Raw genomic sequence first — 20,904 nt, 5'->3', positions numbered from 1 at the left:
CACCGGGTTGATCGTGGTCTGCTCCGCGACGTGGTCGGCGGACGGGCTCAGCGCACCGACCGTCGCGACGACGCCGACGAGTCCGAGGGCGGCGCCGGCAACGGCGGCGACGATGAACGTGGCCAGCTTGGCCATGGCACTGCCTCCCCGGGTTGCTGATTGCGCGGACCGTACCACGACCTCCGCCGGGTGCGCAGCAGCGCGGCGGCGGCGAGCACGACGATCGCCGCGGCGAGCAGATGGGCGAGCAGCGCGGGCCGCCGGCCACCCGCGACGGCCGGCCCGGCGGGCGGGGCCGACGGGTTCTCCCAGAGCCGCAGGTGCGGTCCGTCGTGGACCAGCCGGAGTCCGGTGAGGACACCCGCGGGCGGCTCGCCGGGCCCGCGGCGGACCAGCACCCAGCGGACGCCGAGCGACGCGGCCGGGCGGCCGGCCGCGAGCACCGCACCCGCCGCCACGGCCCGCGGGCTCTCCCCGTCGACCGTCACCGCACCCACCCGCAGGGCGTCGTTCATCAGCACCGGGGCGTCCAGGTAGCGGGGCGCCGGGTCGCGGACCACCACGCCGCGCGTCCAGGCGTACCGCTGGTAGCCCTCGAACGGCAGCGACAGCACCTCGCCCGGCGCGGCCGCGACCCGGGCGGCCACCGCGTCCCAGTCCGCCGGGTAGCGCACCGGCCGCAGCGCGCCCCCGGCACCGACGGCGAGGTCCGGCAGCACCGCGACCGGCAGCAGCACGGCGGCGGCCAGCAGCACCCGGCCGGCCGCCGGCTCGAAGCGCCGGGCGAGCCGGTCGGCGATCCGCTCCGCGCCGAGCGCGAAGCCCAGCGCGACGACCAGCGCGTACGGGATCAGGAACTTCTGGCCGTCGCGCAGCAGCCCGGTGCCCGGCAGGTGGGCGACCAGCCACTCCAGGACCGGCGCGCCGGGCGCGGTGCCGGCCGCGGCCACCAGGAACCCGCCGGCCGCCAGGACGACCAGCCGGTCCGCGCCGCCGGGCCAGCGGCGGCGCAACTCGCCCAGCCCGGCGGCCGCCACCCCGAGCAGCACCAGCGTGACCACCGGCACCAGCGGCGAGGCCCGGCTGGCCGGCACGGTCTGCGCGTTCCAGATGCCGCCGGTGCCGGCCAGCGCCGCCCAGGAACCGGCCCAGTTCTCCGCCCGCGCGGCGAAGGCGGCCACACCGTCCGGGTCGGACCGTCCGTCCGCCGCACCGGTCAGCGCGGCCACCAGCCACGGCGCGTTGAGCCCGGCGGCCAGGGCCAGCGCGGCGGCGGTGACACGGGACCGCAGCGGCAGCAGCACCGCGACCGTGACCAGCGCGATCAGGCCGCCGGTCGGGGTGACCGCGGCGGGCGCGGCGGCGAGCGCCAGCCGCGGCAGCGCACCGGGCCGTCCGGCACGCACGTCCCGCGCCGCCGCCACCAGCCACGGCAGGGCGGCGTACGCCAGCAGCAGCGCCCACTGGCCGAGCAGCAGCCGCTCGGCCAGAAAGGGCGTCCAGCCGAACGCGAGCGCGGCGACCACCCGGGTGCCGGTGCGCCGGGCCGGTACCAGCCGGGCGGCACCGAGCGCGCTCAGGTAGACCACGGCGACCAACGCGACCCGCTGCACCAGCCAGCCGGGCACGGCCACGTTGACCAGCGACACCAGCGCGTCCAGCGGCACCGCGCGGGGCAGCGCGTCGGCGGGCGCGACCATCTCCGGGCTCAGCGGCTGCCGCGGCACGAACACCATGTCGTAGCGCAGCACGTACCCGGGCAGCGCCAGCGGGGCGAGCACCACCGCGGTCACCGCGCCGGCGACCGCGTGCGGGACGAACCGGCGGCGCACCGGCTACCCGGCCGGCTGCGGCGCCAGCGCGCCGATCTCGATCTCGTCGGTGCACAGGTTGGCCGCCGGGTCCCGCACCTGCAGCACCACGTCGTCGCCCTCGACCAGCATCAGCAGGAACACCGCGTTGAGGCCGCGGTGCACGTCGAACGACGAGCCGGCCCGGTCGCCGATCCGGACCGTGGCGGTGGTGTCGCGGTCGCTGAGGTAGCCGATCCGCACCACCTGCCAGTAGTCGACCAGGTCGGCCCGGAGCGGGATGGTCACGGCGCGTCCGCCGGTGACCCGGTAGCCGCAGCCGGCCACCGGGCCGGGGCGGGCCCGCACACCGTCCACCCAGGCCGGCCGGACGTGGCCGGAGTCGTCGAACACGGACAGCTTCCGGGCCCCGGTGACGAACACCGGCCCGTCCTCCAGCGGGCCGAAGAACCGGGACTGCAGGTTCCACGGCGCCGACATCCCGGGGACCACGGCCTCCGGCACCGGCTGATCCATGAACACCGTGCCGGACCCGGCGGCGGCCAGGTCGGCCCGCGCGGTCCGCAGGTAGTCCCGGCCCGCCTTGACCTGCCAGTCGGCGGCGAAGCCGGCGCCGCTGTACACACTGCTCGCGACCAGCAGCACCAGGCCGGCCGCCACCGCCGCCCGGACCGGCCGAGGGCTCGCCGGTACCGGCGCGAGCGCGGGTTCGGCGGGCTCCAGGCGGCGCAGCCCGCACACCGCGACCCCGACACACAGGGCCGCCACCAGCAGCACGTCGCCGAGGTAGCGGGGCACCAGCCCGGCCACACCGCTCAGCCCGGAACCGAGCCGGGTGGCGGCGATCAGGCCGGCCGCCAGTGCCGAGAAGAGCGCCAGCAGGGTCCAGGCGCGGACCGCCACCGCACGGCGCCGCCAGAGCGTCACCGCGACCAGCGCGGCGACCAGGCCCCACGAGACCCAGCGCGCCGACCGGGCCGGGGCGACCACCGCGGCACCGTCGCCCGCGTCCAGCCAGGTCCACGGCCCGCCGACCAGCCCGGGCAGCAGCGACTCGCCGAAGAACTGGCCCAGGAACGTACCCACCTCCCCCGCCGACGCCGGCGCCCGCAGCGACGACGCCGGCGACAGCGACAGGTAGACCGCGAGGAAGACCACCGAGACGGCGGTCAGCACGGCCCAGGCCGGCCACCACCGCCGGAGCGTGGTGACCAGCGCGCGCACCGGGCCGCCCGGCGCGTACAGGCAGAGCGTGACCAGGAAGACCAGCGGCGCGACGAACAGCGCCTTCTCGAAGAACAGCAGCCCGGCGACGAACGCCACGGCCAGCGTCACCAGATGCCGCCGGTCGCCGGAGCGCAGGTAGCGCACCTGGGCGCCGACCGCGACGATCATCGCGAGCTGTATCGGCAGCAGGTTCATCCCGACCGCCCACCACGCGCTGATCTCCAGGGTGAGCGGGTTGAAGAGGAACAGGCACAGGGGTACGAGCAACGGCCAGCCGGCCGGCAGCATCAGCCGCAGCAACCGGTAGAACGCCACCCCGACGGCGAACTGCCCGAGCAGCATCAGCGTGGCGTACGGCCAGTACTCGAGCCCGGTGAACCGCTCGGCGGCGTAGGTGACCAGCCGCCCGGCCGGCATGAAGTGGTTGTTGTAGAGGGCGAACAGGTGCCCCGGGCCGAGCGCGTCGGCCTGGGCCAGAATCGGGAAGTCGTCGATGGTGAGGTAACCACGGACGGTGATCGACGCCCGCCAGAGCACGCTCACGGTGATCAGCAGGGCGGCGACCGCGTCCACCGGGTCGATCCGGCCGCGCCGCTCGGAGCCGGCGCTCACCGGGCCGGCTCCGGCCGGAACAGCACCATGTTCACGTACCGCGGGGTGGGCCGCACCACCCGCCGGGCGAAGCTCTGCGCCACCCGGGCCACCGCGGCCCGCTGATGTCCGATCAGGTCGAAGCCGTCCAGCGGCCGCCACCGGTCGGCCGGCATCACGTACGGCCGGTACCCCCACCCGGCGAGCAGGTCGAGCACCGGCCGGACCGGCTGGATCCGCTCCTCCACCTCGACCAGCAGCAGCGGGCGGTCCCGCCGCACGGTCGTCTCGGCGCCGCGCAGCGCTGGCAGCTCGTGCCCCTCGACGTCCAGCTTCACGAACCGGACGTCGCGCAGGTCCAGCTGATCGACGGTGACCCGGCGCACGGTGACCGGCGCACCGGTGCCGTGCTCCACCGAGGACGTGCCGACCCCGGGACCGCCGGCCGGCAGGAACAGCTCCGCGGTGCCGGCGTGGTCGGACGCCACCGCCTCGACCACCCGGACGTCCGGGTAGGCGGCCGCCACACACCGGGCCAGCTCCGCCGCGGGCTCGACCGCGACCACCCGGTCGGCGATCCGGCGCAGCCCCCGGGTCCACGGCCCGTACCACGCTCCGATGTCGACCGCGGTGCCGCCGCGCGGCGCGTACGAGGCCAGCCGCGCCAGCTCCGGCTCCACCCGGGGGTAGGCGGAGCGGACGGCGGCCGCCACGGCGCGCGCCGGTAGCGCCGCGGCGAACCGCGAACTGAGTTCGGTGGGGAGCGTGCCGGCCATGGTGTCGAACCTTAAGACCCGAAGCTACCTACGGGTAGACCCGAGGTTTCCTCGCTAGTAACCTGCACTCGCCGGAGCCCGGCGGGAAGGCGAGGCGAGATGACCGAGGCGGTGCACGGCGACGGCGTGGACGTCTGCGTGATCGGTGGCTGCGGCCGGGTCGGCCTGCCCCTGGGCATCGCGCTGGCCAGCCGCGGACTGTCCGTCGTGCTCTACGACATCGACGCCGGGGCGGTCGACCGGGTCAACGCCGGCACCCTGCCGTTCGCCGAGGACGGTGCCGCCGCGCCGCTCGCCGAGGCGCTGGCCGCCGGCCGGTTGCGGGCCACCACCGACCCGGCCGGCGCCGGGCTCGCCGACACCCTCGTCGTGGTCGTCGGCACCCCGGTCGACGAGCACCTCAACCCGGACCTGGGCGCGGTTCCCCGGGCGATCGAGCGGTGCGCCGGCCACCTGCGCGACGGCCAGCTCGTGGTCCTGCGCAGCACCGTCTACCCGGGAGTGACGGCGCTGACCGAGAAGCTGCTCGCCGGCCAGGGACTCGCGGTCGACGTGGCGTTCTGCCCGGAACGGATCGCCGAGGGCCGGGCCATGACCGAGCTGTTCACGCTGCCGCAGATCGTCGCGGCCCGGACCCCGCGGGCACTCGACCGGGCCGAGGCGCTGTTCCGCCGGCTGACCGACACCGTCGTGCGCCTCCGGCCCGAGGAGGCCGAGCTGGCGAAGCTGTTCACCAACACCTGGCGGTACATCAAGTTCGCCACCGCCAACCAGTTCTGGATGATGGCCAACGACTTCGGCCTCGACTTCGCCCGGATCCGGCACGCGGTGGCGTTCGACTATCCGCGCGCCGCCGACCTGCCGATGCCCGGCTTCGCGGCCGGCCCGTGCCTGCTCAAGGACACCATGCAGCTGGCCGCGTTCAACCGGAACAACTTCGTCCTCGGCCACTCCGCGATGCTGATCAACGAGGGCCTGCCGCTGTACCTGGTGTCCCGGCTGGAGGACCGGTTCGACCTGGCCCGGATGAGCGTCGGCATCCTCGGCATGGCGTTCAAGGGCGGCAGCGACGACCCGCGCGACAGCCTGGCGTACAAGCTGCGGAAGATCCTGACGCTGAAGGCGCGGGAGACGTTGTGCACCGACCCGTACGTCGCGGACGACCGGCTGCTGCCGCTGGACGACGTGCTCAAGCGCGCCGACCTGCTGGTGATCGCCGCGCCGCACCCCGACTACGCCGACCTCGACACCGACCGGCCACTGGTCGACATGTGGGGGCTGACCGGACAGGGCGTGCTGGTGTGACGCCCCGGGTCTCGGTGGTCATCCCGGTCTACAACGAGGGCGCCGGCGTGGTCCGGCACCTCGAACGCATTCTGCGCGAGGTGCTGCTGCCCGCGGAGATCCTGGTCGTGCACGACATGCCGGAGGACACCACGGTCCCGTTCGCCACCGAGATCGCCCGCCACGACCCTCGGGTGCGGACGGTGCTCAACACGTACGGCCCGGGGCCGGCCAACGCGATCCGTTTCGGCATCGACGCCGCCCGCGCCCCGGTCGCGGTGGTCACCATGGCCGACGGCTGCGACGACCCCCGGCAGGTCGACGACCTGGCCCGGCTGGTCGACCGCGGCGTGGTGGTCGCGGCGGCGTCCCGCTACATGCCCGGCGGCCAGCAGGTCGGCGGGCCACGGTTCAAGCGGATGGCGTCCCGCTGGGCCGGGCGCAGCCTGAGACTGCTGGCCCGGGCCGGCACCCGGGACGCCACCAACAGCTTCAAGGCGTACGACACCGACTTCGTCCGCGCGGTGGGCATCGAGTCCCGCACCGGCTTCGAGATCGGCATCGAGCTGACCGCCAAGGCGACCCGGCTGCGCCGCCCGGTGGCCGAGATCCCCACCATCTGGCTGGACCGCCAGCTCGGCGAGTCGCGCTTCGACGTCGGCCGGTTCCTGCCCAGCTACCTGCGCTGGTACGCCTTCGCGTTCGGCCGGCGGCTGACCGAGGCGGACCTCGCCGCCCGCTGGGCGGCCCGCAAGCCGGATCCGGCGCCGGCCGGACGCGACAGGGAAGGCACTCCGGCGTGACGAAGGTGCTGGTCACCGGTTCGGCGGGCTTCATCGGCGGATACCTGGTGGAGGAACTGCTCGGCCGCGGGCACGAGGTGGTCGGCCTGGACAACCTGTCCAAGTACGGGCCGGTGGCGCACGGCTACGACGACCATCCGCGCTTCACGTTCGTCGAGGGGGACGCCCGCGACCCGGACCTGCTCACCGCGCTGCTCGCCGGCTGCGACCACTTCGTCGCGGGCGCCGCGATGATCGGCGGCATCTCCTACTTCCACACCTACGCGTACGACCTGCTCGCCAGCAACGAGCGGATCATGGCGGCCTCCTGCGACGCGGCGATCGCGGCGCACCGGGACGGCCGGCTCCGCAAGGTCACCTACCTGTCCTCGTCCATGGTGTACGAGTCGACCGACCGGTGGCCGAGCCGCGAGGGTGACGAGCGCCGCGTCCCGCCGCCGCGCTCCTCGTACGGCTTCCAGAAGCTGGCCGTGGAGTACTACGCGCGGGCGGCCTGGGACCAGTACCACCTGCCGTACACCATCGTGCGGCCGTTCAACTGCGTCGGCGTCGGCGAGGGCCGGGCGCTCGGCGAGGCCGAGGTGCTGTCCGGCAACGTCAAGCTCGCCATGTCGCACGTGGTGCCCGACCTGGTGCAGAAGGTGCTCAAGGGACAGGACCCGCTGCACCTGCTGGGCACCGGCGAGCAGGTGCGGCACTACACCTACGGCGGGGACCTGGCGCGCGGCATCGCCACCGCGATGGAACACGACGCCGCCCGCAACGACGACTTCAACCTGTCCACGGCCGAGTCCACCACGGTGCTCGACCTGGCCGCGCTGATCTGGCGCAAGGTCCGCGGCCCGGACGTGCCGTTCCGGTACGTGAGCGACGAACCGTTCGCGCACGACGTGGCGATGCGCGTGCCGGACGTGACCAAGGCCCGCGAGGTGCTCGGTTTCCGCGCGGAGACCACCCTGGACGCGATGCTCGACGAGGTGATTCCGTGGATCACCCGGGCGGTCGCGGACGGCCGCCTGTAGGCAACCCGGTCCCGCTGCCCCAGACGCCGACGCCGCGGACACCGACGCCCCAGACGCCGACGCCCGGCACGCCGGTACCCCGGACACCGACGCCCGGCACGCCGACGCCCCGGACACCGACGCCCGGCACGCCGACGCCGCGGACACCGGTGTCCGCGGCGTCGGTGTCGCGGCGGCGGATCGGCCTGTCCGCGGCGGCGGTCGCGGCGGCCGGCGCGGTCACCAACGCGTTCGGCTACCTGGTGCCGGTGCTCGGCGCCCGCCGGCTCGGGGCCGGCGATCTCGGCGCGCTCGCCACCGTGCTGGCCATCGCCGCCATCGCCGCCGTGCCGGGCACCGGCCTGCAGATCGCGGTGGCGGTGCACCGGGCCCGCCGCCCCGGCGCCCGCACCGGGCCGGCCGGCTGGCTCACCGCCGCGGCGTGCACCGGCACGGTCGCGCTGCTGGCACCGGTCGCCGGCGCGGTCCTGGACCTGCCGCCGGCCGTCGTCCTGCTGCTCGCGGTCTACACCGGCGCCGCCGTGCTCTCCGGCCGGTGGCTCGGCGAACTCCAGGGCGACGAACGGTTCCTGCGCCTCGCCCTCGGCATGGCGGTGCTGGCCGCCGGCCGGTACGCCGGACTGATCGCCGGGTTGCTGCTGGGCGCCGGGCTGACCGGTTCGGTGCTGCTCGGCACCGCGGTGGCGGTGCTGGTCCCGCCCGTCCTGGCCGTGCTGACCCCGGCCCCGGCCACCGCGTCCGGGCACCCCGGCGTCACCGCGCGGCAGGTGGTCACCGCCTGCTCCGCGACGCTCGCCATGCTGGTCGTGTCGTACGCCGACGTGATCCTCGCCCGGGACCTGCTCCCGGCGGCGACCTCCGGCGCGTACGCGGTGGGCACCGTGCTGACCAAGGGCGCGCTGTGGGCACCGCAGGTGGTCACCGTGCTGGCGCTGCCGCGGCTCGCCCAGGGCAGCGGCCGGGCCCTCGCCGTCGCGGCCGGGCTGGTGACCGGTTGCGGGACGGCGCTGGTCGCCGCCTCGTGGCTGGCCGGCGGGCTGGCCTTCCGGCTGGCCGGCGGCGGCGACTACGTCGGACTGGGCCGGTACGCGCCGGTGTTCGCCGCCACCGGAGCCCTCTACGCCCTGCTGTTCGTCCTGGTCAACGCCCAGGTCGCGGCCGGTGCACGGTGGCCGTCCGTGCCGCTGTGGGCGGGGACCGTGGCGCTGGTGGTGCTCACCCGGTGGCTGGTGCCGCACACCCTGCCCGCGATCATGTGGAGCGCGGCCGGCACCGCGGCACTGGCGCTGGCCCTGACCGCCGCCCTGACCGCACGCGGCACCCGGAACGCCCGCCCTCCCGGGGGCGGCCGGTCGCCAGGTGACTCCGGCACCACGATCTGACGGAGACCGCCGCCGCACGAATCTGACGAGACCGCCGCCGCACGAAATCTGACGGGACCGCCGCCGCATAGATTTGCGGGACCGCCGCCGCACGGATCTGCGGGCCCGCCGCCGCATAGATCTGACGGGGACCGCCGCCGCACGGGCCGTCCGGTTCGGCCGGCCTCTCCCCCGACGCTCGTGCGAGCGCGGGGACGCTACAGTCGGGGCATGGTTGAACGCGTTCAAGTCTCCCCGCCGCGGGTGTCCGGCTGGCAGCGGGCCATGGTCGGCCTGGGAGTCCTGTGGACGCTACTTGCTGCCGCGTACCTCTCCTTCCACCTGCTGCATCCGCTCTTCGTCGCGATCTATCTGGCCTTCGTCGTCCTGGCCGCGGCACCGGCCGCGGCCACCATCCCGGCCGCGTTCCGGACCGCCGAGGCGATCGTGGTGCCCCTGCTGGTGGTGGCCGGTCTCCTCACCCTGGCGGCCGGAGGGCTGCTGTTCGTGCCGGCGGCGCTGCCGCTTCTCCTGGCCCTGCTTCCGATGTCGGGCCGGTGGCCCGCGGCCGTCCTGGCCGCCGTCGGCGCGCTGCTCGTCCTCGGCGCGTACCTGCCCTACGCCGACCTGACCAGGAGGCCGGACTGCTTCCAGGTGACCGTGCCGGAGCGCCAGGTCACCCTCACCGCCGGTCTGGCCGAGTCGATCGGGTCCGGCGCCGAATCGGTGAGCGTGGGTTCGCCACGTGCCGGACCCGGCTCCGGCATCCTGGTCGGTCATCGCGAAGCCCTGACCCCGGCCCAGCAGGCGGCACTCGAACAACGCCTGCGGGCCGTCTTCCCGAGGGCGACCGACGTGCGGCACTGCACGTCACGGTGGGAGGACGGGCCGATCCGCCCGGTACCCAGCCCACCTCCGCGGTAGCGGCATCCGGCGGGGCCGGACCGCCGCCCGGCGTCTCACCCGGACCGGCGGGCGCCCGGCGTCTCACCCGGGCCGGCGGCGCGCCCGGCGTCTCACCCGGGCCGGCGGCGCGCCCGGCGGCGGTGCCACCCCCGCACCACGGCGTCCGGGTCGACCGGCGGCAACACCGTGGGCGGACCGTCCAGCAGGCCGGCGCGGGCCTTGCGGAGCTGGCGGTTGAACGCCGCGACGTACTCCCGGACGGCCTGCTCGGACGGCTTGCTGTCGACGATCCGTTCCAGGTCCTCGCGTTCCCGGCGGAGTGCCAGCGTGGGCGGCAACGCCCCGGACGCGTCGTCCTCACGCCGCAGCCAGTCCTTGACCCACCAGTCCTCGTCGTACTCGCTGCCGTAGCCCGGCAGCGGTTTGCCCGCACCCTCCAGGTTGTCGAACTCGCCGCGCTCCTGTGCCTCGCGGAGCTGCCGGTCGATCGACGATTCGTACCACGTCGACATGCCGTCCAGTCTAGTGAGTGATCCGGATCGTCTCGTTGATCGTCACGAACGCGCAGCTCTCGTCGTTGCAGGCGTACAGCTCGCCGGTGGCCAGCGCCACGCCGTTGCGGAAGGGCGGGCCGCCGGCCTGCGCCGGGGCGCGCAGCGTCACCGTCTGCGGCTCGCCGGTGCAGCCGATGGGCACGGAACCGCCGCCCGCCGCCACGGCGCTGCCGGACCGCTGGGTGAGGGTCAGGGAGAGGAAGTCGAACGTGCCGACCGGGCAGACCACGGTGGCGGTGACGTCCACGGCAGCGCCCCGGGCAACCAGGGTGGCGGAGGTGAGGTCCGCGGTGATCGCCGGCGCCGCGGCGGCCGGACCCGCGGTGAGCAGGCCGGACAGCGACAACCCGAGCAGTGCGGTGAGGGTGAGCAGGCGGCGCATGTGATTCTCCTGTCGTCGGCGGGGCCGGTTGCCCCTGCGCCGACGGTAGGTATCGGCGGTTGCACCGGGCCGCCAACTCCGAACTCGGCGCCGAACAGTCGGTGATCCGACTCGCGCCGCCGTACGGTGGCCGGAGGACGTTCGTACCCCTGGAGGTTTGTCATGCCCCACTCCGCCACCCGGTCTCTCGACGGCATCGTCGTCGCCATCACCGGCGCCAGCGCCGGCATCGGAGCGGCCGCCGCCTACGACCTGGTGGGGGCCGGTGCCCGGGTCGCGGTCAGCGCCCGCCGCGAGGACCGGCTCGCCACGATCGTCGCTGATCTCGGTGCCGACCGGGTGGTGCCGGTGGTCGGCGACGTCCGCGACCCGAAGCTGAACGACGCCCTGGTGGCGGCCGCGGTGGACAAGTGGGGCCGGCTCGACACGATGGTCGCCAACGCCGGCATCGGCGCGTACGGCGGCATCCTCGACCTGGACGACGCCGCCTTGACCGAGATGGTGGAGACCAACTACCTCGGCACGGTGTGGAGCGTCCGCTCGGCGGTCCGGCAGTTCCGGGCCCAGGGTGACGGCGGTGATCTGATCATCGTCAGTTCGGTGGCCGGTTTCCGCGGCGGCGCCGACGAGGCGGTCTACGCCGGCACCAAGCACGCCCAGGTGGGTCTCGGCGGCTCGCTCGACCGGGAACTGCGCGCCGAGGGCATCCGGGTCACGCTGGTCTGCCCGGCCGGTACCGCCACCGAGTTCGCGATCGGCGCCGGGCGCACCGAGGGCTCCCCGGAGCTGGACGCCTATCTGCGGCCGGAGGACGTGGCGCACGCGATCCACGCGGTGCTGGAGCAGCCGCGGTCGGTGCGCACCACGGTGTGGCAGCTGTGGTCCATGGAGCAGCAGAGCTGACCGCACCCGGCGGGCGCACGCGGCTAGGCTGGGGTGATGTGCCGGAACATCCGCCAGCTGCACAACTTCGAGCCGCCCGCCACCTCCGACGAGGTGCGGGCCGCCGCCCTGCAGTACGTCCGCAAGGTGGCCGGGACGACCAGTCCCTCCCAGCGCAACCAGGACGCCTTCGACCGGGCCGTCGAGCTGGTCGCCGCGGCCACCGAGGAACTGCTCGCCGCGCTGGTCACCGCCGCCCCGCCCAAGGACCGGGAGATCGAGGCGGCGAAGGCGCGCGAGCGGGCCCGGAAGCGGTACGCCTCCTGACCCGCCCGTGAGCCGCGGTCGTGCTCAGTCGACCTTGTCGGCACCGGCCGCGGGGGCGACCTTGTCGGCACCGGCACCGGCACCGGGACCGGCACCGGCACCGGGCGACCGCCCCGCCCGCCGGTAGGCGAGCAGGCCCATGATCATCCCGGCCAGGCCGAGGGCCACGCCGCCGAGGCCGAACGCGGTGGCGTTGTCGACGCGGGACTGCTCCTCCTCCTCGGTCAGGCCGCGGCCGCCCGCCCGCGCCGGGGTGTCCTCGACCGGCGCGGCGAGCGCCAGCACCGGGGCCGGGCTCTCCGACTCGGTGCCGTCGGCGCTCGGCTCCTCGATCCAGCGCACCACGTTGCCGTCCGAGTACGTCTGCAGCGCCTTGAAGACCACCTGGTTCGCCTTGGGCAGCGGGCCGAGCGAGACGTCGAACGCCTGGAACTGGCCGGGCTTGATCGGGCCGTCACCGGACGCGGTCCAGGTGATCTTGGTGACCGCCTCGCTGATCGACGCGCCGTGCGCCTCGACCGGCGTGGCGAGCTTGGACTTCTCCGCGACCGCGGTCCAGCCCGGCAGCGGGCGCACCGACACCGACGCGAACGGCGTCTCCGCCGGCAGGTTCACCTCGAGCTTCGTGGTGGTGGCCGTGTCGCTCTCGTTCGGCACCTTGAACGTCACCGTCGCGTAGCCGCCCTGGGTGGCGCCGGGCGAGCTGACCGTCACGTGCGCCGACGCGGGCGCCGCCACCACCAGGGTCAGGACGGCGACCGTGCCGCCGATCGCGGCCGAGCGCTGCAACAGGGAACGGATCATTGTGGTCTTGCCTTCCGCTGGGAACCGGGTTCGGACAGTTGGTCGCCGCCCGCCCCGGAAAAGTTCCTACGATTTCGGCAGCCGGACCTCGACCCGCAGACCGGGCTCGGCGTCGGACAGCGTCACCGTGCCGTGGTGCCGCCGCACCAGCTCACGCACGATCGCCAGGCCGAGGCCGGCACCGCCGGCGTCCCGGGCCCGGCCGTCGTCCAGCCGGGTGAACCGGTCGAAGACCCGCTCCCGGTCCGCGGCCGGGATGCCGGGCCCATCGTCGCACACCGTGATCCGCTGATATGCGTCATCCGCGTCGGCCGTCAGTGTCACCGTGCTGGCGGCGTGTCGCACCGCGTTGTCCAGCAGGTTCGCCACCACCCGGCCGAGCGCGTCGGGTTCGCCCTCGGTGGGCAGCGGGAGGGTGGGGGGCGTGTACCGGACCGCCGGGTAGCGGGCCGCGATGTCGGCCAGCAGGCCACCCACGTCGACCGTCTCGACCGGCGCCACCGCCCGGGTGGTGGCGTCGTCCGCGCGGGCCAGCAGGAGCAGGTCGTCGACCAGCCGGCTGAGCCGCTCCACGTCGGTGAGCAGGTCGTCGGCGAGCGCCGGCCAGTCGGTCCGGTCCGGGATGCGCTGGGCCACCTCGAGTTCGGTACGCATGTTGGTCAGCGGGCTGCGCAGCTCGTGCGCCGCGTCCGCGACGAACGCCCGCTGCCGGGCCCGCGCGGCGTCGAGCCGGTGCAGCATCCCGTTCAGCGTGACCGCGAGCTTGTGGATCTCGTCCCGGGAGTCCGGCACCGGCAGCCGGTCCGAACGGGCGCCCCCGGTGATGTCCTCGGCGCCCGACCGCAACGCCTCGACCGGGCGCAGCGCGGCACCCAGGACCCGCCAGGACACCGCGGCGAGCAGCACCACCAGCATCGGGAACGCCACCAGCAGGGTGATCCGCAGCAGGTACACGCCCTGCTCGACGTCGGCGGTGGACCGGGCCACCAGGACCCGTACCGGATCGCCCGGCCGGCCGGCCGGGACGGTCACCACCCGCACCGGGCCGGGCAGCCCGATCCGGTCGCCGTCGATCATCCGGCCCTGGCCCGCCGGGAGGTCGCGCAGCTCGTCCGGGTACAGGATCGGCACCAGCCGGTCGGTGGTGGCCGACACCGCCCGGACCCGCCCCTGCTCGTCGACCACCTGCACCTGCATGCCCGGCGTGGCCGGGATCGGGTCGCTGAGCGCGTCCTGCTCGACCAGGTTGGCCACCGCCCGGGCGGTGTCCAGGGTCTCGGTGTGCACCGTGCGCAGCAGCGCGAAGTTCAGGACGGCCACCAGCACCACGCCGCCGGAGGCGAGCCCGATCGCGAGCGCGGCCACCGACACCAGCAGCAGCCGGGCCCGCAGACTGAGCCGGCGTACCCAGCCCACTAGGCGACCGGCACGGCGGCGAGCCGGTACCCGGCGCCGCGTACCGTCTCCAGCCGCTCCCGGCCGATCTTGCGGCGCAGGTAGCCGACGTACACCTCCACGGCGTTCGGCGCGGTCTCCAGCGCGGCGTCCCACACGTGGTCCAGCAGCTCGATCTTGGAGACCACCTCGCCGGGGCGGCGCATCAGGTATTCCAGCAGCGCGAACTCCCGCGCGGTCAACGGCACCTCGGCGCCGGCCACGGTGACCCGCCGCTCCGCCGGGTCCAGCTCGACGTCGCCGTGGGTCAGCACGGTGGGCCGCTCCCGGCCGCCGCGGCGGAGCAGGGCGCGCAGCCGGGCCAGCAGCACCACGTACGAGAACGGTTTGGTCAGGTAGTCGTCCGCGCCGCAGTCCAGTCCGTCGGCCTGGTCGTACTCGCCGTCCTTGGCCGACAGCATCAGCACCGGCAGCCACACCTGCTCGGCCCGCAGCTGCCGGACCACCCGGTAGCCGGAGAGCCGGGGCAGCATCACGTCCAGGATCATCGCGTCGTACCCGCCGTGCCGGGCCAGCTCCAGGCCCTCCTGGCCGTCGCCCGCCACGTCCACCGCGAAGCCCTCGGCCTGCAGCCCGCGCTGCAGCGCGGCGGCGAGCCGCGCCTCGTCCTCCACCACCAGCAACCGCACTCCCCCACGATGTCACGCCGGCGGCAACCCCTAGGGGACCTTCTCAGCTCGGTCACAGCCCGCCCGGCGCACCATGGGTGGCAGATAACGGGAGGTGGACAACGTGAACGTGTTCAGGTCAAGGCCGGCGTTGCGCTGGTTGGTTCCGACGGCCGCCGCGGTCGTGGTGATCGGCGGTGGGGCGGCGGCGGGCACGATCGTCGCCAGCGCGGACCCGGCACTGCCCGAGCGCAGCGCCGCACAGCTGCTGGTGGATCTGCAGAACGCACAGGTGGACGGCCTGTCCGGCACGGTCGTACAGACCGCGGACCTGGGTCTGCCGTCGCTGGCCGGCATCACCGGCGGGCAGGGCGACGCGGACCTGTCCCGGCTGGTGGCGGGCAGCAACACCGCCCGGGTCTGGTACGCCGGGCAGGACAAGATGCGGGTGGCCCTGGTCGGCACGCTGGGCGAGACGGACATGATCCGCAACGGCTCCGACGTCTGGATCTGGCGCAGCCGCGACAACACGGCGACGCACCGGGTGCTGCCCGCCGACACCGGCGCGAAGAAGAAGGAGGCGGCGCTGCCGACCGGTCTCCCGTCGACCCCGCAGGAGGCGGCGGACCAGGCCCTGGCGGCGATCGACCCGACCACCGCGGTCACCACCACCGGCGCGGCGTCGGTGGCCGGGCGGGACGCGTACGAACTGGTCCTCGCGCCGCGCGACACCGCCTCGCTGATCGGGCAGGTCCGGCTCGCGGTGGACGCCAAGGAGCACATCCCGCTGCGCGTGGACGTGTACGCCAAGGGCGCCAACGACCCGGCCGTCCGGGTGGCGTTCCAGCAGATCAGTTTCACCGTGCCGGACGCCGAACAGTTCGCCTTCAACCCGCCGCCGGGCACCAAGGTGAACACCGAGAAGGCGCCCGCGACGGTGCCGGACCGCGAGCGGGGCCAGAAGCTCGCCCCGAACGACCGTCCGCAGCAGAACGAGCAGATGACGGTGGTCGGCAAGGGCTGGACGTCCGTCCTGGTCGCCAAGACGGACCCGGCCGGCGCCCCGAAGAAGGACGAGCAGGCCGACGGTCAGCAGGCCATGCTCGACGGCATCGTGAAGAGCCTGCCGCGGGTCAGCGGCACCTGGGGCAGCGGGCATCTGCTCTCCAGCACCCTGTTCACCGCCCTGGTGACCGACGACGGCCGGATGCTGGTCGGCGCGGTGGCCCCCGAGAAGCTGTACGAGGCCGCGGCGAAGAAGTAGCCCCGGCGTCTCCCGGCCCCGCCGGCCCGGCCACACGGTCGAGCCGGCGGGGCCGCTCTGTTCTCCGGGCTGCGCGTCTGACGTGATAGTGAAAACAGTTGGGGGCGGCGTCGGCTAGAGGCGCGCGTGCCGAGGGCGGGCCGGCACGGCGGTGCCGGCGTCGGCCACCAGGACCGCCAGGGCCGTGGTGATCGGCACGGAGGCGACCAGCCCGATCGTTCCCACCGCGCTGCGCAGGATCTCCTGGGCCAGGTACTCCCCGGTCAGCAACTCCCCGACCGGATCGCTCCCGGCCGCGATCAGCAGCAGCAACGGCAGGGACGCCCCCGCGTACGCCAGCACGATCGTGTTCACCGCCGAGCCCACGTGCGCCCGCCCCACCCGGATCGCGGAACGGTAGAGCCCCCACCGGGTACGCCCGCCGCCCGCCGCCATCTCGGCCACCGTCACCGCCTGGGTGACGGTCACGTCGTCGAGCACGCCGAGGGCGCCGATCACGATGCCGGCCAGCAGCAGCCCGCGCGGGTCGATGTCGCCCTGGGTGGCCGACAGGTACGACGTGTCGTCGCTGCCCACGCCGCTCAGGTGCAGCAGCGACGTGAACACCGCGCCGAGGATCCCGGTCAGCACCAGGCTGGCCAGCGTGCCGGCGACCGCGACCGAGGTGTGCACGGTGACGCCGTGGGTCAGGTACAGCGCGGCGAACATGATGGCGGACGCGCCCACCACCGCGACCAGCAGCGGCGGCGAGCCGTCCAGGATGGCGGGCAGCACGAAGTACAGCAGGATGCCGAAGCTCACCGCCAGCCCGGCCAGCGAACGCAGGCCGCGCCACCGGCCGAACGCCAGGATCACCGCGACGGCGAGCGCCACCAGCCAGATCAGCGGGGTGGACCGTTGCTGGTCGACCACCGTGTAGGCCGGCCCGCCGGGTACCGCGTCGGGGGCGTACAGCAGCACCAGGTCGTCGCCGACCTCCAGCCGCGGCGCGCCCGGGCCCTGGGGCAGGTCGACGGTCTGGGTGCCGCCGGCGCCGGGGCCGTCGGTGATCCGCACCGTGGCCGAGCCGCACCGTTGCTGCGCGGCGCCGGCCGGGCACGCCTGTTCGGCGACGGCGGTGACGGTACCGAGGGCGCGTTCGCCGCCCCGCCGCTCGGGCGGGGTCTCGACCTGCCCGGGCCAGAGCACGACCAGCGCGATCAGGGTGGCGAGGGCGGCGGGCACGAGGGCCGCGGCGACGATCCGGCGGGTACGGCGGGACGCGGCCGGCCCGGGGCCGTGCGCATGCCCGTGGCCGTGTTGCCCGTCACTCATGGCAGGCGATTATGCCGGGCCCCGCTGGGGCGGCCGGACCAGGGCAGCCAACCACGCCGGGCCCCCGGCAGACGCGGCCGAACCAAGGCACCCAACGACGCCAGGCCCCCGGGAGGCGGCCGGGTCAGGGCAGGATGGCGTCGACGTAGCCGCCGTCGACGCGGACCGCTCCCCCGGTGGTCGCGGATGCCAGCGGGGAACTCAGATAGACCACCAGGTTGGCGATCTCGGCCGGCTCGATGAGGCGCTGCAGCAGGCTCTGCGGGCGGTGCCGGCGCATGAACTCGCGCTGCGCCTCGTCCCACGGCAGGGACTTGTCGACCAGCTCGTAGACGAAGTCCTCGACACCGCCGGTGTGGGTCGGGCCGGCGATCACACTGTTGACCGTGACGCCGGAGCCGGCCGCCTCCTTGGCGAAGCCGCGGGCGACCGCCAGCAGCGCGGTCTTCGACACGCCGTAGTGGATCATCTCGGCCGGAATGACCACCGCGGAGTCGCTGGCGATGTACTGGATCCGGCCCCAGCCGCGCTCGCGCATGCCGGGCAGGTACTGCCGGGTGAGCCGGACCGCGGCCAGCACGTTGACCTCGAAGTAGCGCCGCCACTCGTCGTCGGTGATCTCCAGCGCCGGCCGGGAACCGAAGATGCCCAGGTTGTTGATGAGGATGTCCACGTCGGGGAGCACGTCGCGGACCGCGTCGGCGCCCTCCGGCGTGGCCACGTCGGCGGGGACCGCGACGTAGTCGCCGGCCGGCAGCGCGGCGATCGCCCGGTCGACCGAGTCGCGGCTGCGGCCGTTGATCCCGACCCGCGCGCCGGCCGCGGCCAGACCGGCCGCGATGGCCTGGCCGATGCCCTGGGTGGAGCCGGTCACGAGGGCGGTCCGGCCGGAGAGATCGAGGCGCATGACCGCGATTCTGCCGGACGCCCCGGCTCACCGTGGCGCGGCGGCGCCGATCTCGGTGAAGAACGCGGTGACGTCGGCCACGAACTCGTCCGGCACCTCCAGTGCGGCGAAGTGGCCGCCGCGCCGGTACTCGGTCCAGCGCCGGATGTCGTACGTGCGCTCGGCCAGCGGGCGGACCGACCGGACGATGTCGTGCGGCAGCACCGCCACGCCCACCGGCACCGGGCACGGCAGCATCCCGGGGGTGCTCTCCCGGGCCAGCCGGGCCGCCGGGCCGGCCGTCCGGTTGAGCCAGTGGTGCATCACGTTCGCCAGGATCACGTCGTCGTGCACCGGGGTGGCCGGATCGGTCCATTCGGCGAACCGTTCGGCGATCCAGGCGAGCTGGCCCACCGGCGAGTCGGTGAGCGCGTACGCGAGGGTCTGCGGCCGGGTGGCGTGCAGGATCTGGTAGCCGGGGCGGTTCGCGGCGTACCGGGTGAGGTGTTCCAGCCGGGCCCGGTCCGCGGCACCGAGTCCGTCCGCGGAGCCGGGCGTGGGCAGGTAGGTGAGGTGCACGCCGACCACCTCGGCGGGCCGGTGCGCGGCCAGGGCGCGGGAGATGCCAGCGCCCCAGTCACCGCCCTGCGCGCCGTAGCGCCGGTAGCCCAGCCGGCGCATCAGCTCGGCCCAGGCGCGGGCGACGCGGTGCTGGTCCCAGCCCCGGTCCCGGGTGGGCCCGGAGAAGCCGAAACCGGGGATTGACGGTACGACCAGATGGAAGTGCGCGGACAGCGGCCCGAGCACGCCGAGGAACTCCACCACGGAACCGGGCCAGCCGTGGGTGAGCAGCAGCGGCAGCGCGTCCGGGTGGGCCGAGCGCACGTGCAGGAAGTGCACGCGCTGGCCGTCGATCGTGGTGACGTACTGCGCAAAGGTGTTGATCTGATCCTCGTGGGCCCGCCAGTCGAACGTCTGCCAGCGGAGCGCCAGCTCCCGCACCCAGGGCAGCGGGATGCCGTAGTCCCAGCCGGCGCCGGGCAGTTCGTCGGGCCAGCGGGTGCGGGCGAGGCGCCCGGCGAGGTCGTCGAGGTCGTCCTGCGGCACCCGGACCCGGAACACGTCGATATCGTTCATGCGACTAACGTTAGTGGAGCTAACGTTAGTGCCGCAAATGTTATGCTGCGCACATGACGCGAGTGACGACGCTGCCCAGCTGGCTGTTGAGCCAGACCGCGGCGGCGGCCTACCGGCTGGTCAGCGAAGGGCTGGCGGAGGTCGGTGCGCGCGGCTACCACTACCGGCTGCTGGCCGAGCTGATGGAGTCCGGTCCGGCGTCGCAGGCGGAGCTGGGCCGGCGCACCGGCATTCACCTGAGCGACATGGTGGCCGCGCTCAACGAACTCACCGACGGCGGCTACGTGCGGCGCTCACCCGATCCGGCGGACCGGCGGCGCAACGTCGTGACGATCACGCCGGCCGGCCGGCGCCGGGCCGGGGACCTGGCGCACCGGGTCGGCGAGATTCAGGACGAGCTGCTGGCACCGCTGAACGCGAAGGAGCGCGCCGAGCTGGTACGGCTGCTCGGCGCGCTCCTCGACCATCATCGGCCGGCGGTGGATCAGCCGGGTCTGCGGTAGCCGGCGATCGGACCGATGCGTTCCATCGGCGCCATCCGGACGTGGTCGCCGCTGCTGGGCGCGTGCACCACGGTGTTCCCGCCGACATACATCGCCATGTGGTGCAGGTCGCCGAAGTAGAAGACCAGGTCGCCGGGCTGCAGCTCGGACCGGCTGACCGGCCGGCCCTCGGTCCACTGCACCTTGGTGTAGTGGGTGAGGCGGACGCCGACGCTGCCCCAGGCCACCTTGGTGAGGCCGGAGCAGTCGAAGCTGTTCGGGCCCTCGGCGCCGAAGACGTACGGCTTGCCGATCAGGCTGCAGGCCTTCTTGGCGGCGCGGCCACCCTTGTCGTTGGTGTACGTCACCGGACACGGGCCGGTGCGCAGCTTGCCGGGGGCGGCACCGCTCTCGCCGTACGCGCGGATCCTCAGCTTCTGCAGGTCTTTGATCTTCTTCTCGATGGTCTTCCTGCTCTTCGCCAGCTCGGTGTCGCGGGCGGCCAGCGACTCGGTGAGCAGGTCCAGGTTCCGCTTGTCGGTGGCCAGCCGGTCGCGCAGCTTCGCCACGTCGGCGATCTGCGCGCGCTGGTGCCGGGCGTACTGTTCGAGGAACGTCAGCTTCTCGGTCAGCCCGGTCGGCGAGCCGGACAGGATCATCGCGTCGAGCGCACCCGGCGGCCCCTGCTTGTACGCGTCCGCGGCGAGGCCCTTGACGTTCGCCATCGCCATGTTGACCTCGAGTTCGAGCGGCACCAGGCGCTTGCTGATCGCCCGCACCTGGGCGCGGTTGGCCTTGAGCTTGTTGTGCACGTCGTTGTACTGCTCGATGACCGGTTCGAGCTTGTTCCACTGCTTGTCGATCTGCTCCTCCACGCTCGACGGGGAGGGCGTGGCGAGCGCGGCACCGGCCGTGCCGGTCAGCATGACCCCCGCCGCGGCGACCACACACAGCAGGCGGCGCAGAACCCGATTCACGGTGGCGCGTGTTCCTTCCATCGATCGGACGGTCAAACCGCGGACCACCGT

General features: G+C 74.3%; 20 protein-coding genes and 1 pseudogene. 9 read left to right on the top strand and 12 right to left on the bottom strand.

All coding sequences use genetic code 11. The features are described from left to right. Positions 1 to 173: 173 nt before the first annotated feature. The 3 genes and pseudogenes from LDL48_RS03985 to LDL48_RS03975 form a co-directional block, all read right to left on the bottom strand. Positions 174 to 1,832 (bottom strand): annotated as a pseudogene (locus LDL48_RS03985) (MmpA family trehalose lipid delivery protein); the annotation flags it as partial. A 3-nt stretch (positions 1,833 to 1,835) separates the two neighbouring features. Then, entirely contained in the window at positions 1,836 to 3,650 is a 1,815-nt protein-coding gene (locus tag LDL48_RS03980) for a hypothetical protein (RefSeq protein ID WP_225253598.1), read from the bottom strand. Then, positions 3,647 to 4,405 (bottom strand): FkbM family methyltransferase, encoded by a 759-nt coding sequence (locus LDL48_RS03975; protein WP_225253597.1) that lies wholly within the window; start codon positions 4,403 to 4,405, stop codon positions 3,647 to 3,649. Before LDL48_RS03975 ends, LDL48_RS03980 begins: the two co-directional genes overlap by 4 nt. Before the next feature lie 99 nt (positions 4,406 to 4,504). On the opposite strand from LDL48_RS03975, the gene LDL48_RS03970 reads away from it, so the two are divergent. From LDL48_RS03970 to LDL48_RS03950, 5 genes are all read left to right on the top strand, one after another. Further along, on the top strand, positions 4,505 to 5,710 hold the full coding sequence (locus tag LDL48_RS03970; RefSeq protein WP_225253596.1) for a nucleotide sugar dehydrogenase: 1,206 nt from the start codon (positions 4,505 to 4,507) through the stop codon (positions 5,708 to 5,710). Further along, on the top strand, positions 5,707 to 6,492 hold the full coding sequence (locus LDL48_RS03965) for a glycosyltransferase family 2 protein (RefSeq protein WP_225253595.1): 786 nt from the start codon (positions 5,707 to 5,709) through the stop codon (positions 6,490 to 6,492). The genes LDL48_RS03970 and LDL48_RS03965 overlap by 4 nt, the downstream gene beginning before the upstream one ends. After that, the gene (locus LDL48_RS03960) at positions 6,489 to 7,514 is read left to right on the top strand and encodes an NAD-dependent epimerase/dehydratase family protein (RefSeq protein ID WP_225253594.1); all 1,026 of its coding nucleotides are present in this window, start codon (positions 6,489 to 6,491) and stop codon (positions 7,512 to 7,514) included. Before LDL48_RS03965 ends, LDL48_RS03960 begins: the two co-directional genes overlap by 4 nt. A 149-nt stretch (positions 7,515 to 7,663) precedes the next feature. Further along, on the top strand, positions 7,664 to 8,896 hold the full coding sequence (locus LDL48_RS03955; protein ID WP_225253593.1) for a polysaccharide biosynthesis protein: 1,233 nt from the start codon (positions 7,664 to 7,666) through the stop codon (positions 8,894 to 8,896). Positions 8,897 to 9,106: 210 nt separating this feature from the next. Next, the gene (locus LDL48_RS03950; RefSeq protein WP_225253592.1) at positions 9,107 to 9,799 is read left to right on the top strand and encodes a hypothetical protein; all 693 of its coding nucleotides are present in this window, start codon (positions 9,107 to 9,109) and stop codon (positions 9,797 to 9,799) included. 92 nt (positions 9,800 to 9,891) lie between these two features. On the opposite strand, the gene LDL48_RS03945 is transcribed toward LDL48_RS03950, so the two are convergent. Together LDL48_RS03945 and LDL48_RS03940 are read right to left on the bottom strand one after the other, a co-directional pair. Further along, complete coding sequence (locus LDL48_RS03945) at positions 9,892 to 10,293, bottom strand: DnaJ family domain-containing protein (protein ID WP_225253591.1); 402 nt, start codon at positions 10,291 to 10,293, stop codon at positions 9,892 to 9,894. 10 nt (positions 10,294 to 10,303) lie between these two features. Then, on the bottom strand, positions 10,304 to 10,717 hold the full coding sequence (locus LDL48_RS03940; RefSeq protein WP_225253590.1) for a hypothetical protein: 414 nt from the start codon (positions 10,715 to 10,717) through the stop codon (positions 10,304 to 10,306). A gap of 162 nt (positions 10,718 to 10,879) precedes the next feature. Here LDL48_RS03940 and LDL48_RS03935 point away from each other — a divergent pair, with 162 nt between their 5' ends. Further along, positions 10,880 to 11,620, top strand: coding sequence for an SDR family oxidoreductase (locus LDL48_RS03935; RefSeq protein ID WP_225253589.1), 741 nt, complete (start codon positions 10,880 to 10,882; stop codon positions 11,618 to 11,620). A 36-nt stretch (positions 11,621 to 11,656) separates the two neighbouring features. After that, positions 11,657 to 11,926 carry a DUF2277 domain-containing protein gene (locus LDL48_RS03930; protein WP_225253588.1) on the top strand — a complete coding sequence of 90 codons (270 nt, stop codon included), beginning with the start codon at positions 11,657 to 11,659 and terminating at the stop codon, positions 11,924 to 11,926. 24 nt (positions 11,927 to 11,950) lie between these two features. Here the strand turns inward: LDL48_RS03930 and LDL48_RS03925 are convergent, their stop codons facing one another. The 3 genes from LDL48_RS03925 to LDL48_RS03915 form a co-directional block, all read right to left on the bottom strand. After that, on the bottom strand, positions 11,951 to 12,730 hold the full coding sequence (locus tag LDL48_RS03925) for a YcnI family copper-binding membrane protein (RefSeq protein ID WP_225253587.1): 780 nt from the start codon (positions 12,728 to 12,730) through the stop codon (positions 11,951 to 11,953). 66 nt (positions 12,731 to 12,796) lie between these two features. After that, a complete protein-coding gene (locus LDL48_RS03920; RefSeq protein ID WP_225253586.1) occupies positions 12,797 to 14,146 on the bottom strand; it encodes a sensor histidine kinase in 1,350 nt (449 codons plus the stop codon). Continuing rightward, complete coding sequence (locus LDL48_RS03915; RefSeq protein ID WP_225253585.1) at positions 14,146 to 14,814, bottom strand: response regulator transcription factor; 669 nt, start codon at positions 14,812 to 14,814, stop codon at positions 14,146 to 14,148. The genes LDL48_RS03920 and LDL48_RS03915 overlap by 1 nt, the downstream gene beginning before the upstream one ends. Before the next feature lie 103 nt (positions 14,815 to 14,917). Between LDL48_RS03915 and LDL48_RS03910 the strand changes: the two genes are divergently transcribed. Further along, complete coding sequence (locus tag LDL48_RS03910) at positions 14,918 to 16,057, top strand: LolA family protein (RefSeq protein ID WP_225253584.1); 1,140 nt, start codon at positions 14,918 to 14,920, stop codon at positions 16,055 to 16,057. A gap of 114 nt (positions 16,058 to 16,171) precedes the next feature. Here the strand turns inward: LDL48_RS03910 and LDL48_RS03905 are convergent, their stop codons facing one another. From LDL48_RS03905 to LDL48_RS03895, 3 genes are all read right to left on the bottom strand, one after another. Continuing rightward, complete coding sequence (locus LDL48_RS03905; RefSeq protein ID WP_225253583.1) at positions 16,172 to 17,371, bottom strand: YibE/F family protein; 1,200 nt, start codon at positions 17,369 to 17,371, stop codon at positions 16,172 to 16,174. Between the two features lie 124 nt (positions 17,372 to 17,495). Then, on the bottom strand, positions 17,496 to 18,278 hold the full coding sequence (locus tag LDL48_RS03900) for an SDR family NAD(P)-dependent oxidoreductase (protein ID WP_225253582.1): 783 nt from the start codon (positions 18,276 to 18,278) through the stop codon (positions 17,496 to 17,498). 27 nt (positions 18,279 to 18,305) lie between these two features. Beyond that, positions 18,306 to 19,385 carry an epoxide hydrolase family protein gene (locus LDL48_RS03895; RefSeq protein WP_225253765.1) on the bottom strand — a complete coding sequence of 360 codons (1,080 nt, stop codon included), beginning with the start codon at positions 19,383 to 19,385 and terminating at the stop codon, positions 18,306 to 18,308. A 62-nt stretch (positions 19,386 to 19,447) separates the two neighbouring features. Between LDL48_RS03895 and LDL48_RS03890 the strand changes: the two genes are divergently transcribed. Continuing rightward, the gene (locus LDL48_RS03890; protein ID WP_225253581.1) at positions 19,448 to 19,897 is read left to right on the top strand and encodes a MarR family winged helix-turn-helix transcriptional regulator; all 450 of its coding nucleotides are present in this window, start codon (positions 19,448 to 19,450) and stop codon (positions 19,895 to 19,897) included. Here LDL48_RS03890 and LDL48_RS03885 read toward each other — a convergent pair. After that, positions 19,879 to 20,853, bottom strand: a complete 975-nt coding sequence (locus LDL48_RS03885; RefSeq protein WP_225253580.1) for a C40 family peptidase — start codon at positions 20,851 to 20,853, stop codon at positions 19,879 to 19,881. The two genes, LDL48_RS03890 and LDL48_RS03885, sit on opposite strands and share 19 nt — an antisense overlap. Positions 20,854 to 20,904 lie beyond the last annotated feature (51 nt).

The sequence above is a fragment of the Jidongwangia harbinensis genome (assembly GCF_020216025.1).
Lineage (GTDB): Bacteria > Actinomycetota > Actinomycetes > Mycobacteriales > Micromonosporaceae > Actinoplanes > Actinoplanes harbinensis.
The sequence above is the reverse complement of the archived record's forward strand: the minus strand, read 5'-3'. Positions and strand labels throughout refer to the sequence as shown.

Coding starts and splice junctions, on each gene's coding strand:
- LDL48_RS03975 (WP_225253597.1), bottom strand. CDS start 4,405: ATGGCCGGCACGCTCCCCACCGAACTCAGTTCGCGGTTCGCCGCGGCG.
- LDL48_RS03970 (WP_225253596.1), top strand. CDS start 4,505: ATGACCGAGGCGGTGCACGGCGACGGCGTGGACGTCTGCGTGATCGGT.
- LDL48_RS03950 (WP_225253592.1), top strand. CDS start 9,107: ATGGTTGAACGCGTTCAAGTCTCCCCGCCGCGGGTGTCCGGCTGGCAG.
- LDL48_RS03945 (WP_225253591.1), bottom strand. CDS start 10,293: ATGTCGACGTGGTACGAATCGTCGATCGACCGGCAGCTCCGCGAGGCA.
- LDL48_RS03940 (WP_225253590.1), bottom strand. CDS start 10,717: ATGCGCCGCCTGCTCACCCTCACCGCACTGCTCGGGTTGTCGCTGTCC.
- LDL48_RS03935 (WP_225253589.1), top strand. CDS start 10,880: ATGCCCCACTCCGCCACCCGGTCTCTCGACGGCATCGTCGTCGCCATC.
- LDL48_RS03930 (WP_225253588.1), top strand. CDS start 11,657: ATGTGCCGGAACATCCGCCAGCTGCACAACTTCGAGCCGCCCGCCACC.
- LDL48_RS03925 (WP_225253587.1), bottom strand. CDS start 12,730: ATGATCCGTTCCCTGTTGCAGCGCTCGGCCGCGATCGGCGGCACGGTC.
- LDL48_RS03905 (WP_225253583.1), bottom strand. CDS start 17,371: ATGAGTGACGGGCAACACGGCCACGGGCATGCGCACGGCCCCGGGCCG.
- LDL48_RS03900 (WP_225253582.1), bottom strand. CDS start 18,278: ATGCGCCTCGATCTCTCCGGCCGGACCGCCCTCGTGACCGGCTCCACC.
- LDL48_RS03890 (WP_225253581.1), top strand. CDS start 19,448: ATGACGCGAGTGACGACGCTGCCCAGCTGGCTGTTGAGCCAGACCGCG.